Raw genomic sequence first — 14,348 nt, 5'->3', positions numbered from 1 at the left:
CCTCGAGGTTTGTTATTTTGGGAGACGGGCTGACGCGGCGGGAATTCGCTTCGCGGAGAGTCCCCGTCGGTGCATGTCGAGCCCATACGGGACGGTGAGCCCCTGGCGGCAGCCGTCTCAATCGAGTTCCGCCACGGTTGCGGCTCGGCCGGAGCCTCGCCCTCCCGCCTCAGCCCCCTCCACGACGGGGCTGTGGCCTCGGCGGCAGTTGCACAGACAAACAGCAGGGTTCGGTACCCAATCCGCGCCACAGCCGTCCGGAATCGGACCAGTCCGCCGTCAGGCCGTTGTTCCGTACATCGAACGGAGGAGCCGGCCCAGATCGCCCGACTGGGCGATGCAGACATAGACGTAGTCCGAATCGGACCAGCTCGCGGTCGGGAACGGCAGATACTCGACCGACATGGGGACCGGATTCTGCGGAGCCGCGGCGACTCTTCGACGGGGAATCATCACCAGCACCCCCTCGACACGGGTCGCCCCGTCGGAGAAGCGGTAGACCGTCGCGTCGGGTCCTCCACCCCAGCGGCGATCGACGTCGATTGCCAGCGGCGGCCGCCCCGCGATCATCGACCGCCAGTCCCGATCGGAGACCGTGGCCGCAACCGTCCCCCCTTCCCGTCCGGTCACGTCCCGGATCGCTCCCCTCGGCGGGCCGGACTCCGGACGTTCGACACGCAACACCGCTTCGTTCACCGCCAGACGGACCTGTTCGAGCGTCAGCCAGCCGTTCGTCCACAGGGACCACGAGACGCCAAGCATCAGGCCCGCCGCCACGACCGCCCCGCCGGCACCGGCCAGCTTCCACCATCGCCGTCCCCGCTTCCGGGGCTCCGCGTCCAGGCGGTCGCAGATCCGGCTTTCCAGTCCGGCGGGGACCGGAACGGAACTCAGCGCCCGCACCAGGGCGTCTTCTTCCAGACGGCGGGAATCGAAGGCGACGCGGCACAGCCCGCAGGACTGGATGTGTGTGTGAAAGTCCGCGAACTCACTCCGCTCCGCCTGAAGCCGGCGGCTCGGAACGGTCTCCAGGGTCTCCAGGGCACTACGGCAATCCATGTCGCACTCGTCGGGTCGGTCAACGTGTCTCGGAAAACTCAGTCCTGTCGGGTGGTGATCATCCGGAAGGTCGGCCGGCGTTCCTCCTGTCGAGTCCTCGTGATGCCAGGAGCGGCTCGATGGGGCGGGATTGCGACACCAACACTTTCGAAAAGACTTTCAACGGCGGGGAGGAAACCGGACGGCCGGGGGGACCGACCCGTCGGGCGCGGGCTCCGGAGTGAGCCGTTCCCGGAGGTAATCCCGCCCCCGCGACAGTCGGCTCATCACCGTTCCGAGCGGGATGCCGAGCTCCTCGGCGATCTCCCGGTAGCTCAACTCTTCGAAGTAGAAGAGCAGCAGGGGGACCCGGAACTCCTCAGCTAGCTCCCGCAGGGCCTCGGCAACCTCCTCGGCATCCTCCTTCGCTCCGACGCTCGGCGCGGGGAGGTCAACCTCCATGCGGGCCAGCGGACGCCGGGGGACGCGCAGGAACTCATTGCGGGCGATCCGCAGGAGCCACCGGTCCGCCCGCTCCGCGTCCCGCAACTGCGACAGCGCTCGCTGCGCCCGCAGGAAGGTCTGCTGAGTGACGTCTTCGGCATCCGCCGCGTTTCCGGTCAGTCGACAGGCGTACCGATAGACCGCCGCATAGTGGCTGGCCACCAGACTGCGAATGTCGACGTCCGGAGACTGATCCATCCTCCACTCCTGCCACGTTGACCAAGAGCACCACCGCATTATTCCCGACATTCATCCCAAAACCAAATAATCGAGCGACTTCCAGCGACCGGGGGGCCCAAACCCGCCCCTCGGCGGACATTCCGCTGGACAGGCGCGGGGCGTGACGCATCTTTGTTCAGGCACTCCCCCGCCGGTCCGGTCCATGTTATGCGCACACTTCTGATCTGCCACCACGACGTCCCCCTGATCCGCGAGGGGCTGCCGCTGTGGCTGAACTCGTTCTCGGACCTGGCCGGAGTGATCGTCCTCCGGGACAACCGGACGCAGGTGCAGAAGCGAGCCCGGCGGCAGCTGGAACGCGAAGGAGCGCTGCGGTTCACGGACCTCCTCCTGATGCGGCTCTGGTACCGTCTCCGCTGGGCCGGTCGGGACACCCGCTGGCAGGCGGCGCGGCTCCAGGAGCTCAGGACGCAGTACGCCGCCCCCACGCCCCCCGTCCCCCTGCTGGAAACATCGCAGCCCAACGGGGGGGCCGCCGAACAGTTCATCGCCCAGGCCCGGCCGGACGTGATCCTGGCGTGCTGCAAGCACATCCTCAAACCGCGGATCTTCGAGCAGGCCCGGACCGGGACCTTCGTCATGCATCCCGGCATCGTTCCCGAGTACCGGAACGCTCACGGGTGTTTCTGGGCCCTGGTCCACGGCGACCTGGGCCGCGTCGGGATGTCGCTCCTCAAGATCGACGCGGGGATCGACACCGGCCCCGTGTACGGCTACTTCACGACCCCGGTCAACGAATGGACCGAGTCGCACATCGGCATCCAGCGGCGGATGACCTTTGAGAACCTGCCGGCCATTGCCGAGCGTCTCGTCGAGATCCACAACGGCACGGCGCGACCGATCCCGACCGCGGGCCGCCCGTCGGCCGAATGGGGACAGCCGACTCTTTCGGCCTATCTGCGGTGGAAGTGGGACGCCCTGAGGCGGGGACGCCGCGAGGCGGGCGGGACGGTGAATCTTCCGCAGAACGTGCAAACCGGGTTTGAGTTCCCAGCCGTTCGCTGATATGACCTTGCGTCCAAGTGGCCGGTCGGTGGCACCGACCTTCCTCTCTCTTGACGCAAGGATTCTCTGATCATGGCGGACCCGAAAAAGACTCCTTCCCCTCTCCCGGCCGACGCCCCTGCGGAAAACACGATCCGCATCGATGTGGACGATTCGGATGTGGCGGCGCTCTACGCCAACTGGTGCCGGGTCTCGATCACGCCGGAGGAAGTCATCCTGGATCTGGCCATGAACCCCAATCCATTGGCCCAGATCCAGAAGTTCAAGGTCTCGCAGCGGGTGATCCTCAACTTCTTCTGGGCCAAGCGGCTGGCCGCCCTGCTGACCGAGACGGTCCAGCGGCACGAGAAGGCGTTCGGCAAGGTCGAGACCGACTTCCGCAAGCGCCTGACCGGGACCGACGGACCGGCCAAGTCCTGATCCCTTCCCCAACGATTGAAGACCCGCGCGGCGGCCGGGGTGCCATCCATGTCGAGTCATCCCGAGAACGATCCCGAAGATCCTGCTCCGTTCCAGGGGCAGGTTCGCCACAGCAACGTCAGCGCCCGCGTTCCCGAAGAGGTCGGCGCGGGTGTCTTTGCGAACGGGATCCTGCTGCTGACCGGGACGCACGAGTTGGTGCTCGATTTCCTGCTCCGGCTGGGGGAGCCGCATCGCGTCGTGTCCCGCGTCATCCTGCCGCTGGCGGTTGCCCGGCAGATGATCCACGCGCTGCAGGAGAATCTCAAAAGCTACGAAGACCGGTTCGGGGCGCCGGCCATGCCCCGCTACCGTCCTCCGACCCCCTCGGCTTCGGCCGCCTCCTCCGCTGAGAACGCGCCGGAATGGCTGCCCGGGGCTGCCCCGGAGGCGGGGACGATCCCGGGGGTCAGTGAGTCGCTCCATCCGGAGAACGTCCCTGCCCCTCCCCCCGGTCCTCCGAGTATCGACGAGATTTACGGCGACTTGCGGATTCCGGACACGCTGCTCTCCGGGCGGTATGCCAATGCGGTGCTGATCCGGCACTCTCCGACCGAGTTCTCGTTCGATTTCATCACGAACATCTATCCCCGCTCGGCGGTCTCGGCCCGCGTCCATATGGCGGTGCCGAATGTTCCGGGGATGCTTCACTCGCTGATCCGGTCGATGTCGATTCCGCCGACGCAGCCGTGACTGGGGTGATCGGCTCAAACCGCGTTCTCGCCGGGCACGACTCGTTAGCTCAAACCCAACGTGCCCCGGCAGCCTTGGGTCAAGGGGCAAAAAAAACAACACGGGCCCCTTGCCGCCGGAGGCGCTTCCATGAGGAACCGTGGTACACAACGGATGTCCCCTTTGTGGGACCCGCGTTGAAGACTCCCTCAATCTACACCGCTGGCTTTGCAATTCCCCGCGGGTTGGTGAGGGGGCATCCGGCACGTTGTCCGCGTTTGGACACTCACTCCTTCAGACATCTCTCGACGGCCAGGCCTCCGGCGGGCAAGGGGGCGTTGCCCCTCTGCACTCCCCACCAGGGGTTCCCCCTGGACCCCGGTAGGCCCGTCGCAGCAGTACCCTGGCCCCTCCTTCCACTTCACCCTTCTCAGACTTTGCAGCCGCCACCTATCCTGCGTCCTGACACGGATCGGATAAGGAGAGCGAGCGACATGGCGGGGCAGCGCGTCTTGGTGACCGGCGGAGCCGGATTTATCGGCAGCCACATCGTCCACCAACTGCAACGGCTGGGATACGTCCCCGCCGTCCTCGATGACCTCTCCTCCGGAGAGCGGGCCAACATCCCGGACGGCGTTCCCTTCTACGAAGTCGACATCCGCGACGCCGCCACCACCCGTCAGGCCTTCGAAGACTTCCGCCCCCAATGGGTCAGCCATCAGGCGGCGCAGATGTCGGTCAGCCGATCCGTCCGCGATCCGCAGTTCGACGCCTCGGTCAACATCATGGGACTGATCTCGGTCCTCGACGCCTGCGTCGCGGTCCGGGCCGAACGGATCGTCGCCGCCTCCTCGGGAGGAGTCCTCTACGGCGACGTCACCGAACCGGCCGACGAAGACCATCCCGCCAATCCGGTCTCCCCCTACGGGATCAGCAAGCTCGTCGGCGAGGCGTATCTGCGGTTCTACAACCGCGAGCACGGCCTGACGGGGGCGGCGTTGCGATATTCCAACGTGTACGGTCCCCGGCAGAACCCGCACGGCGAGGCGGGGGTCGTAGCGATTTTCTGCACCAGGATGTTTCGTGGCGAAACATCCACAATCAACGGAGACGGCCGCTATGACCGCGATTACGTCTATGTCGACGACGTCGCGGCCGCCAACATCGCCGCCCTCTCGACCCCGCTCCGGGAGCCGGTCCGGAGCTTCAACGTCGGCACGGCCCGCAAAACGGACGTGAACGAACTCGCGGATCACCTGCGAAATCTCTGCCAGGCCGAGCTCCGCCGCCGCGGAAACCCGATCGCCGTCCCGGCGCCGCTCCACGGCCCCCCCCGCCCCGGGGACCTCCGCAGCAACGTCATCGGCTTCGCCCGCGCCCAAACGGAGCTGAACTGGACGCCGAAAGTCGATCTCGCCACCGGCCTCGAACGCACGGTAAGCTCGTTTGCCGATCGCGTCCTGGGTCCGCGCACAGCGTAGCCGGGTCGCCACACTGACGATCGCAAGACCATCCCGACCGCCCGCGAGGCCGTCGGACACCTCCACTGAACGACGACAATTCCATGGCACAGATTCTGGTGACGGGCGGAGCGGGCTTCCTGGGAAGCCACTTGTGTGAACGTCTTCTCGAGCGCGGCGACCACGTCATCTGCGTCGACAACTACTTCTCGGGCCGGAAGGAGAACATCGACCACCTCCGCGACCACAAGCGGTTCGAGCTGATCCGCCACGACATCGTCCATCCGCTCTACGTCGAAGCGGAGCAGATCTACAACCTGGCCTGCCCCGCCTCGCCGGTCGCCTATCAGTACAACCCGATCAAGACGATCAAGACTTCGACGGTCGGGATGATCAACGTTCTCGGTCTCGCCCGCCGCTGCCGGGCCCGGATCCTCCACACCTCGACCTCCGAAGTGTATGGCGATCCCGAGGTCCATCCGCAGAAGGAAGACTACTGGGGCCATGTGAACCCGCTCGGACCGCGGAGCTGCTACGACGAAGGGAAGCGGGTCGCCGAGTCCCTGTGCATGAACTACCACCTGGCCCACGGGATCCCGATCCGCATCGTCCGGATCTTCAACACCTACGGGCCGCGGATGGATCCCAACGACGGCCGCGTCGTGTCGAACTTCATCATGCAGGCCCTCCGCGGCGAGTCGCTGACGGTCTACGGCCACGGCAAGCAGACCCGCTCCTTCTGCTACGTGGACGACCTCGTCGAAGGCCTGATCCGGATGATGGACCAGAACGTCGACCTCGGCCCGATCAACATCGGCAACCCGGTCGAGAACACGATGCTGGAGCTGGCCGAGGCGGTCCTCGAGCTGACCGGCTCGAAGTCGGCGGTCAAGCACGACCCGCTCCCGAAGGACGACCCGCAGCAGCGGCGGCCGGACATTACCAAGGCCAAGGCGATCCTGAAGTGGGAACCCAAGGTTCCGCTCAAGGAGGGCCTCGCGAAGACGATCGAGTACTACCGCCGGACGCAGTTCGGCTGAGCCGGATCGGCCGCCAATCCGGCGGTCCGGTCTCGCCTTCCGTCGTCAATCCACGTCGTGAATCAACTCCGCCCGCAAAGCCGCGCTTCGCGGGCGGTTTCGTTTTGGGAGACGCTACGGCTTCGGCTCAGCGGGAGCGGGCTCAGCGGCCGGCGTAGCCTCAGCGGGAACAGCGTCGGCCGGCGGCGTTGCAGCCGCGGGCGCGGCGGTCATCGACGGTTTGAGCTTGTCGAGAAGCTCCTTGGCCTTCGTGACTCGGGCCGCACGTCCCCCCTTCTGGAGCTCGTCGAGCCCTTTCTGCAGGATGTCCGCCCGTTCGGGATCGGACTTGCGGACGTTCTCCACCATCGCGGGAAACGAGCTCACTTCGCTGGCGAGCGGCTGCCCCTGCGCGTACCGCTCCAGGATCTGCCGCGGTTCGTGCAGCGGATCGTTCGACGCTTTGACGACGATCTGCTTTTCGGGGACGCCTTGCTGGCAGCCGGCCAGGAGCGGGAAGAGCAACAGCACAGACAGAGCGCGGGACGACATGGCGAATTCGCCTTGAGAAGAAGAGGGAAACGGCGGCCCGGACCGACCGGTCCCGGTCGCCTGAAGACAGAAATGCCGGTGCCGGCACTCGCCCGTTTCGGGAGGAGGCCGGCATCGAATCGGTTACGGAGAGCTCGGTAGGCCCGTTCGCAATCAGAACTCGCCGACGGCCTTACCGTCCTTCATGTTTCCGAGCCGCTGGAAGGTCAGCAGGTCGATGCTGTCCTGAATGAACCGGACGGAGCCGTCCCCAAGGGCAACCGTGGAACCACCGGTGTGCTTGCTGCGGGTCGGAATGATCCCGACACCCCAGTCGTGCGCCCCGCCGGGGCAGCAGTCCCCTCCGGCCGTCGGATACTGCCAGTTCGGAGGAGCGGCGGCGTTGAAGGTCGACTGGGCGGCGGCGTACCAAGCCCACATCGTTCCGTTGTTCGACTTGAAGCCGATCGGGGCGCTCAGCGCGGCCTGGCCGATCGTGTTGAGCTCGTTGATCGTCGGGAAGTCCTTGTTGACGATCGAATTGAACGGCCCGTTTCCGACATAGAAGATGTCGTTCGGAAACTTCCCTGTGCTCCCGGTCTGACCCGAGCCGGAGAGGATCTCGCCGCACATGATCACGTTCGAGAGCCCATCCGTGGCGTCCGCCATCTTCCGGTCGAACTGGTACGAGATCAGGCCGTTGAAGCGGTCACCGGCCCACACGGTTTCGGTGGAGCTTCCGGTGCACCAGGCGTAGTTTGTTCCGGGGCCGTCCCAGCTCTGCGGGTGCTGCCCACGCTTTGGCCCCAACTGAGCCGAAGGACAACGGAACACCGCCAGGTCGGCGTTCATGGTGTTGTTGTAGATCCAGCTCCAGTTGGTGATGTTCTGTTGGCCGGCGTTGTAGAGGTTGGCGGCGTCGAGATAAGACAGAAGCTCAAAATTGGCGCTGAGCGCCTCCCAGGCGTTCGCCCCGACCTGCTTGTAGTTCCGCGGGAACTTGCTGAAGGTCTCATGGTGGTTATGCATCGCAAGGGCAAGCTGCTTGATGCGGTTCTTGCAGTCGGTCTGGCGGGCCGCCTCGCGAGCCTGCTGCACGGCCGGCAGCAGGATCGCAACCAGCACCGCAATGATCGCAATGACAACCAGGAGCTCGATCAGAGTGAATCCGCTCCGACGGCAGGGAGGCGAGGCAACGAGCGAACGCGAACGCAGCATGACCACACTCCTACAGCGAAATTTCCAGTCCGTAGGCCACCTTCAACAATGAACAATACATGAAGAATCGGCCTTAAGCTCATTTCAGGCGCGGCTGATGGATCGGTCAAGGATGATTTTCAGTCGGTTTGTCCGAAGGTATGGATCTCCTCTCTCCAAGGAACGAGCTTGGGCGTTTTTGCTCCGGGATTTCCCTGAGATAGGGCAGGTCTGCGGCCAAGTCACTGTTGAGTCGCCGGCCCCGGACGATGACGGACGGCCTGATCGGATTCCGCCTCGAAAGCTGCGTTTTTCCTCGCGAAAAACGCCGCTTGACCACAATGTGTACACGCGTATACATTCACCGACGAGGCAGGAAAAATGGTCGAAATCGAAACCCGAACACGACGGTTGGGCGCGCTCCGGAAGCAGATCCAGGAGTGCGGCCGGGAGGTGTCCCGGCAGCCCGCTTCCGTGCGTTCGACGGGGTGCCGCGGACTGGATGAACTGCTGACGCATCAGGGGATCGGCCGGGGGACGCTCGTGGAGTGGCTGGGAGACGGGATGGCGAGCGGAGCCGCGACCCTCTCTCTGACGGTGGGCCGGGCGATCTGCCCGGAAGGTCGTCCAGTCGTTCTGATCGATCGGCTCCAGGTGCTGTTCCCTCTCGCGCTAAAGCTGCTCGGGTTCGATCTCGCGCGGATCGTGATCGTCCGGCCCTCCTCGGAGCAGGAAGCGCTGTGGGCGTTCGAAGAGACTCTGCGGTGCGCGGGGGTCGGTTTCGTGTGGGCCAACATTGAACGGCTCAGCGGGACGAGTTTCCGGCGGCTGCAGCTGGCGGCGGAGACGGCGAACGGCGTCGGCTTTCTTCTCCGATCGGCACGGGCCCTCCCCCAGCCATCGTGGGCCGAATCCCGGCTGGTCGTCCGCCCGCTGCCGCTCCCCGGCGGCCCAGGCCTTCCCTCCCGGTCCGCAGCCTCTTTTTCCCCTCCTCCCTTCCCCTCCTGCGAGAGGTCTCCGGGCTTTCGGGTCGAGACCGCCTCCCTCCATGGAAGACCGCGACGCTCAAGGATCGACATCCTGCTCGACCGCTTTCGAGGAACGATTCATGAGCTCGCAGGGTCCCGGCCGGCGAATCCTCTGCCTGTGGCTTCCCGCTTGGCCGATGCAGCGGCGGACCGCGCCGCATCCGGAGCTTGACGAGGCGGTCGTGCTCCTGACCGAGCGGACCAGCCGGGGCGAGTTCGTCCGTTACGGCAACCGCTTCAGCCGGACGCGCGGGATCCGGAACGGAATGCCCCTCTCGGAAGCCCTGACCCTGGTCCGCCGCCGGGACCGGCTCGTCGTCGAAGCCTTCCAGCCGGACGAGGCGGCCCAGGCGCTGCGGGAGCTGGCTCTCCAGTGCGAGCGGTACAGCTTCTGCGTCGGCCTCGAAGAGACGGAGCAGCCCGATTCCCTCCTGATGGATGTCTCGGGGGTGGCGGCCTTCTTTGGCGGGGAGCCGGCCCTGGCCCGGGAGCTGGAACAGTTCCTCGCCGGACAACGGTTCGAAGGGCGGATCGCGATCGCCGACACTGTAGGCGCGGCCTGGGGTGCGGCCCAGACCCTTGCCCGGCCGGGAGAGCCGGTCGTGGTTCACGATCCCCTTCCTCTGGCTCCCCTGTTGCCCGTCGCCGCCCTGCGGCTGGGCGAGCGGGCGCTGGACCGGCTGGCGCGACTCGGGATCTCGACCCTGGCGCAGCTCCTCGCTCTCGACCGGACCGCCCTTCAGCGGCGGCTGGGGAACGAACTCCCGGTCCGGCTGGACCAGTTCACTGGAGACCGCTCGGAACTCATCGTTCCCTGTCGTCCGCAACCGACTTACGAGGTTGAGCGGCACCTCACCGAAGGGCTCACACACCGCGAGTCGATTGACGCTCTCTGGTCGCAGCTCCTCGAGACGCTGCTGGCCCGGCTCCAGTCGCGGCGGATGGGAACCCGGCGGCTCAAGTGCCACTTCCCGCTCGAAGACCGGACGGTCCAAACGCTCGAGCTGCGGGTCTGCGAAGCGACGAACGATCTGCCGCACCTGAGCGACCTGCTCCAGGCTCATCTGGACCGTCTCGTGTGGGACGCGCCGATGATGGGAGCGCGGATCGAGGCCCTCGATGTCGCTCCCCTCGAAACCACTCAGCCGGAGTTCTTCGGCGGCGGAAACTCCGACGAGACCCGTCAGTTCTCGCGGCTGCTCAACCGGCTCGGCAGCCGCCTGGGAGAGAGAGCGGTCGTCGTCCCGCAGCTCGAGGCGACCCCCGTCCCCGAACGGGCGGTGCGACTGCGGCCGGTCGCCGAGCGGACCTTTTCGCTCACCCCACCCCCTTCCTTTCCTCTGGAGGCCCGGTTCACGGTGGTGGATCGCCCGACAGTCCTGTTCCCCCGGCCGCGACCCGTGGAGATCGTTCCCCTCATTCCGAACGGTCCCCCGGCCCGGCTGTCATGGAAGGGGACGCGGTTTTCGATCCTCCGCTCCAGCCGGCCGGAGCTGGTCCAGCTGGGCTGGTGGGACGCGCAGTCCATCGCCCGGGACTACCTGTGGCTGGAGACCGAGGGGGGACAGTGGCTGTGGGTCTTCCGGCAGTCCGAGGACGGAAACTGGTTCTGGCACGGCGGGCTGTGAAGAACCATGCTCTACGCCGAACTCCACTGCCTGACGAATTTTTCGTTCCTGTGCGCCGCATCGCATCCGGACGAAGTCGTGATCCGTGCGGCCCAACTGGGCTACTCGGCACTGGCGATCACGGACATCAACACCGTGGCCGGGATCGTGCGGGCGAACACGGCCACGAAGGACCATCCGCTGCACCTCATCGTCGGCTCGGAGCTCCGGCCGGTCGATGCCCCGCCGATCGTGGTGTGGGTGAAGGACCGCCAGGGATACGGCAATCTCTGTCGCCTCATCACACTCGGTCGGCGGCGGGCTCCCAAGGGGGAGTGCCACCTCACGTTCGACGACATTGTCCGGCACACCGGCGGGCTGCTGGCAGGGGTCGCGCCACCGCCGCATGCGGAAACGCTCTCCCTCGCCGACGCCCGCCGCTATCGGGACCTGTTCGGGGAGTCCGCCTACCTCCTCGCCGAGCTGCACCAGGGACCGCACGACCAACGGCGTCTCGACTGGCTCCAGCACCTCTCGCAGGAGGCGGAGCTGCCCCTGGTGGCGGCTGGGAATGTCCTGTTCCACGATCCCGAGCGGAAGCCGCTCCAGGACGTCCTGACCGCCATCCGGCTGCGGACGACGGTCGCTCTCGCGGGAGAGTCCCTCGAGCCGAATGCCCAGCGGCATCTGCGGTCGCAGGCGGACATCCAGGCGATCTATGCCGACATCCCGGAGGCCCTGGAACGGACGCGGCTGATCGCCCGGCAATGCACGTTTTCCCTCTCCGAGCTGCGGTATGAGTACCCCGAGGAGCTCGCTCCGCCGGGTCTCACTCCCATTCAACATCTGAGGAACCTGGCCTGGAGCGGCGCTCACGAAAGGTATTCGGGAGACATCCCCGGCCTAGTCCGGGAATTGCTCCATCGGGAACTCGACATCATCGAGGACCTGCGCTATGAGCCCTTCTTCCTCACCGTCTGGGACGTCGTCCGGTTCGCCAGGTCGCGAGGCATTCTCTGCCAGGGACGGGGATCGGCCGCCAACTCGACCGTCTGCTACTGCCTGGGGGTGACCGCCGTCGACCCGGTCCAGGTGGGCCTGCTGTTCGAGCGGTTCATGAGCAAGGAGCGGAACGAGGCTCCGGACATCGACGTCGACTTCGAGCACGAGCGCCGCGAGGAGGTCTTGCAGTACCTCTATGAGAAGTACGGTCGCGACCGGGCCGGCCTCGCCGCCGTGACGATCACCTATCGTCCCCGTTCGGCGATCCGCGACGTCGGCAAGGCGCTCGGCTTCTCGCTCGATCTGGTGGACCGGCTCGCCAAGAGCTCCGATCACTACCGGGCTTCGGAGGACTTCGTCTCCCGTTGCCGGGAGGCGGGACTCGACATCCAGTCCCCTCTGGGCCAGTGGTTCCTCCTGCTGGTCACAACCCTCCAGGGATTTCCGAGGCACCTTTCTCAGCATGTCGGCGGGATGGTCATTACCCGCGGTCCGCTCGACGAACTCGTCCCGATCGAGAACGCCTCGATGGAAGGGCGGACCGTCGTTCAGTGGAACAAGGACGACCTCGACGACCTGGGGATCCTCAAAGTCGACTGCCTGGCCCTGGGAATGCTGACCGCGATCCGGAAGTGCTTCGAGCTGGTTCAGAAGACACGGGGCCGGGCCCTGACGCTGGCCAACATCCCGCAGGAGGACCCGTCGGTCTACGACATGATCTGCCGGGCCGACACGATGGGAGTCTTTCAGATCGAGAGCCGAGCCCAGATGGCGATGCTCCCGCGACTCAAGCCGCGGACCTACTACGACCTGGTGATCGAGGTCGCGATCGTCCGTCCGGGTCCGATCCAGGGGAACATGGTCCACCCCTACCTGCGCCGGCGGGCCGGGTTGGAGGAACCCAAGTGCCCTGACATCCTGAGGCCGATCCTGGGCAAGACGCTGGGGGTCTCGCTCTTTCAGGAACAGTGCATGCAGATCGCGATGGTCGCCGCCGATTTCACTGCCGCGGAGGCGGACGAGCTGCGGCGGGCGATGGGGGCCTGGAGGCGGCCGGGACTCATCGACCAGTATCGCGAAAAACTCCTCAAGGGGATGCTCAAGAAAGGCTTCAGCCTGGAGTTCGCGGAGCAGATCTTTCAGCAGATCCGGGGCTTTGGGGAGTACGGTTTTCCCGAGGCCCACGCGGCGAGCTTCGCCCTTTTGGTCTACGTCTCGGCGTGGCTGAAACATCACTGCCTCGTCGAGTTCACGGCGGCGATGCTGAACAGTCAGCCCATGGGTTTCTACGCGCCCGCCCAGCTCATTCAGAACGCCCGCCGGCAGCAGGTGACCGTTCTCCCGGTTGATGTGAACGCCAGCGACTGGGACAGCACGGTCGAAGAGGGACAGCTGCGGCTCGGGTTCCGGATGATCAAGGGGATTCATCAGGCGGCCGCTCTGGCGATCGTCGAGCTCCGCGCCGCCGGTCCGTTCGCCTCGATGCCGGATTTTCTCCGCCGCGCAGCGCCGCTCGTTCCTCCGCCGCAGATCGAGCTCCTGGCGGAGGCCGATGCTCTCGCCCGCCTCAACCGCTCGCGTCGGGACGCGGTCTGGAACGCCCTCTCGATCGAATCCCGACCCCGGCAGCAGACTCTCTTCGATGATCTCCCTCTCGATGAACCCGAAGCCACGCTCCCTGTGATGTCCGCCGAGGAGGAGGTCCGCTTTGACTACAACCTGACGGGGCTTTCGCTCCGGTCGCATCCGGTCGCCTTCCATCGGGAAGAGCTCGACCGGCGGGGCATCCTCTCCGCCGCGGCGCTCCCCGGTACCCAGGACGATTCCCCGGTGACCGTGGCGGGAATCGTCCTGATGCGACAACGTCCGGCGACCGCCAAGGAGATTACGTTCGTCACTCTTGAAGACGAGACGGGAACGATCAACCTCATCGTTCACATCGGTACGTGGACGCGGTTCCGGCAGATCACCCGCCATTCGCAGGCCTGGATCGTTCAGGGAAAGCTGCAGAACAAGGAGGGGGTGGTGCATGTGGTGGTTGAACGGCTTGAGGATCTGACTCCGATGCTGGCTTCTGTGATTTTGAAGTCTCGCGATTTCCACTGAGACGGAAGTCCGGTGGGACGACGATGACGGTCGGTTGAAGGTTGTGGCCTGTCCCGATGGCTCCAACCACGTCCTTGCCGGCGCAGCTCTGTTTGCTCAAACCCAACGTGCGACGGCCACTGGGGTCAAGGGGGCCTCGCCCCCTTGCCGCCGGAGGCGCTTCCATGAGGAACCGTGGGACACAACGGATGTCCGCTTTGTGGAACGGGCGTTGAGGACTCACCGCTCGCCCTGGAATCCCCGCGGGTTGGTGAGGGGGCATCCAGCACGTCGTCCGCGCCTGGACACTCACTCCTTCAGACATCTTTCGACGGCCAGGCCTCCGGCGGGCAAAGGGGCGTCGCCCCTCTGCACTCCCTGACCAGGGTACCCCCTGGACCCGGCTGGCCGAGGATGTCGTGGCGCACATCGGATGTCCATCGGCCGCATGGCGAACACCAGGAGGCGAATGTCCGCCACCATTCCAAGCTTGAAACCACC

The 14,348-nt window shown here is 65.9% G+C and carries 12 protein-coding genes; 8 read left to right on the top strand and 4 right to left on the bottom strand.

Annotated features, from left to right (window positions below):
• Nucleotides 1-279 precede the first annotated feature (279 nt).
• Both VT03_RS26460 and VT03_RS26455 read right to left on the bottom strand, forming a co-directional pair.
• Nucleotides 280-1,059: a hypothetical protein gene (locus VT03_RS26460; protein WP_075095789.1), complete on the bottom strand. Its 780-nt coding sequence runs from the start codon at nt 1,057-1,059 to the stop codon at nt 280-282.
• 159 nt (nt 1,060-1,218) lie between these two features.
• The gene (locus tag VT03_RS26455) at nt 1,219-1,740 is read right to left on the bottom strand and encodes an RNA polymerase sigma factor (RefSeq protein ID WP_075095788.1); all 522 of its coding nucleotides are present in this window, start codon (nt 1,738-1,740) and stop codon (nt 1,219-1,221) included.
• 189 nt (nt 1,741-1,929) lie between these two features.
• On the opposite strand from VT03_RS26455, the gene VT03_RS26450 reads away from it, so the two are divergent.
• The 5 genes from VT03_RS26450 (at nt 1,930) to VT03_RS26430 (ending at nt 6,418) form a co-directional block, all read left to right on the top strand.
• Nucleotides 1,930-2,787: a formyltransferase family protein gene (locus tag VT03_RS26450; RefSeq protein WP_075095787.1), complete on the top strand. Its 858-nt coding sequence runs from the start codon at nt 1,930-1,932 to the stop codon at nt 2,785-2,787.
• A 72-nt stretch (nt 2,788-2,859) separates the two neighbouring features.
• Nucleotides 2,860-3,207 carry a DUF3467 domain-containing protein gene (locus VT03_RS26445; RefSeq protein ID WP_075095786.1) on the top strand — a complete coding sequence of 116 codons (348 nt, stop codon included), beginning with the start codon at nt 2,860-2,862 and terminating at the stop codon, nt 3,205-3,207.
• A gap of 48 nt (nt 3,208-3,255) precedes the next feature.
• Nucleotides 3,256-3,939, top strand: coding sequence for a DUF3467 domain-containing protein (locus VT03_RS26440; RefSeq protein WP_075095785.1), 684 nt, complete (start codon nt 3,256-3,258; stop codon nt 3,937-3,939).
• A gap of 473 nt (nt 3,940-4,412) precedes the next feature.
• A complete protein-coding gene (locus VT03_RS26435; protein WP_075095784.1) occupies nt 4,413-5,399 on the top strand; it encodes an NAD-dependent epimerase/dehydratase family protein in 987 nt (328 codons plus the stop codon).
• 83 nt (nt 5,400-5,482) lie between these two features.
• Entirely contained in the window at nt 5,483-6,418 is a 936-nt protein-coding gene (locus VT03_RS26430; protein ID WP_075095783.1) for a UDP-glucuronic acid decarboxylase family protein, read from the top strand.
• Between the two features lie 114 nt (nt 6,419-6,532).
• On the opposite strand, the gene VT03_RS26425 is transcribed toward VT03_RS26430, so the two are convergent.
• Both VT03_RS26425 and VT03_RS26420 read right to left on the bottom strand, forming a co-directional pair.
• The gene (locus VT03_RS26425) at nt 6,533-6,949 is read right to left on the bottom strand and encodes a hypothetical protein (RefSeq protein ID WP_075095782.1); all 417 of its coding nucleotides are present in this window, start codon (nt 6,947-6,949) and stop codon (nt 6,533-6,535) included.
• Nucleotides 6,950-7,102: 153 nt separating this feature from the next.
• A complete protein-coding gene (locus VT03_RS26420) occupies nt 7,103-8,146 on the bottom strand; it encodes a DUF1559 domain-containing protein (protein ID WP_075095781.1) in 1,044 nt (347 codons plus the stop codon).
• A gap of 360 nt (nt 8,147-8,506) precedes the next feature.
• Between VT03_RS26420 and VT03_RS26415 the strand changes: the two genes are divergently transcribed.
• The 3 genes from VT03_RS26415 to VT03_RS26405 are packed head-to-tail and all read left to right on the top strand — an operon-like array spanning nt 8,507 to nt 13,868.
• A complete protein-coding gene (locus tag VT03_RS26415) occupies nt 8,507-9,325 on the top strand; it encodes an ImuA family protein (RefSeq protein WP_075095780.1) in 819 nt (272 codons plus the stop codon).
• Nucleotides 9,234-10,781, top strand: coding sequence for a Y-family DNA polymerase (locus VT03_RS26410; protein WP_075095779.1), 1,548 nt, complete (start codon nt 9,234-9,236; stop codon nt 10,779-10,781). The genes VT03_RS26415 and VT03_RS26410 overlap by 92 nt, the downstream gene beginning before the upstream one ends.
• A gap of 6 nt (nt 10,782-10,787) precedes the next feature.
• On the top strand, nt 10,788-13,868 hold the full coding sequence (locus tag VT03_RS26405) for an error-prone DNA polymerase (protein WP_075095778.1): 3,081 nt from the start codon (nt 10,788-10,790) through the stop codon (nt 13,866-13,868).
• Nucleotides 13,869-14,348 lie beyond the last annotated feature (480 nt).

Origin of the sequence: Planctomyces sp. SH-PL14, assembly GCF_001610835.1 — a bacterium.
GTDB lineage: Bacteria > Planctomycetota > Planctomycetia > Planctomycetales > Planctomycetaceae > Planctomyces_A.
The sequence above is the reverse complement of the archived record's forward strand: the minus strand, read 5'-3'. Positions and strand labels throughout refer to the sequence as shown.

Coding starts and splice junctions, on each gene's coding strand:
- VT03_RS26460 (WP_075095789.1), bottom strand. CDS start 1,059: ATGGATTGCCGTAGTGCCCTGGAGACCCTGGAGACCGTTCCGAGCCGC.
- VT03_RS26455 (WP_075095788.1), bottom strand. CDS start 1,740: ATGGATCAGTCTCCGGACGTCGACATTCGCAGTCTGGTGGCCAGCCAC.
- VT03_RS26450 (WP_075095787.1), top strand. CDS start 1,930: ATGCGCACACTTCTGATCTGCCACCACGACGTCCCCCTGATCCGCGAG.
- VT03_RS26445 (WP_075095786.1), top strand. CDS start 2,860: ATGGCGGACCCGAAAAAGACTCCTTCCCCTCTCCCGGCCGACGCCCCT.
- VT03_RS26440 (WP_075095785.1), top strand. CDS start 3,256: ATGTCGAGTCATCCCGAGAACGATCCCGAAGATCCTGCTCCGTTCCAG.
- VT03_RS26435 (WP_075095784.1), top strand. CDS start 4,413: ATGGCGGGGCAGCGCGTCTTGGTGACCGGCGGAGCCGGATTTATCGGC.
- VT03_RS26430 (WP_075095783.1), top strand. CDS start 5,483: ATGGCACAGATTCTGGTGACGGGCGGAGCGGGCTTCCTGGGAAGCCAC.
- VT03_RS26425 (WP_075095782.1), bottom strand. CDS start 6,949: ATGTCGTCCCGCGCTCTGTCTGTGCTGTTGCTCTTCCCGCTCCTGGCC.
- VT03_RS26420 (WP_075095781.1), bottom strand. CDS start 8,146: ATGCTGCGTTCGCGTTCGCTCGTTGCCTCGCCTCCCTGCCGTCGGAGC.
- VT03_RS26415 (WP_075095780.1), top strand. CDS start 8,507: ATGGTCGAAATCGAAACCCGAACACGACGGTTGGGCGCGCTCCGGAAG.
- VT03_RS26410 (WP_075095779.1), top strand. CDS start 9,234: ATGAGCTCGCAGGGTCCCGGCCGGCGAATCCTCTGCCTGTGGCTTCCC.
- VT03_RS26405 (WP_075095778.1), top strand. CDS start 10,788: ATGCTCTACGCCGAACTCCACTGCCTGACGAATTTTTCGTTCCTGTGC.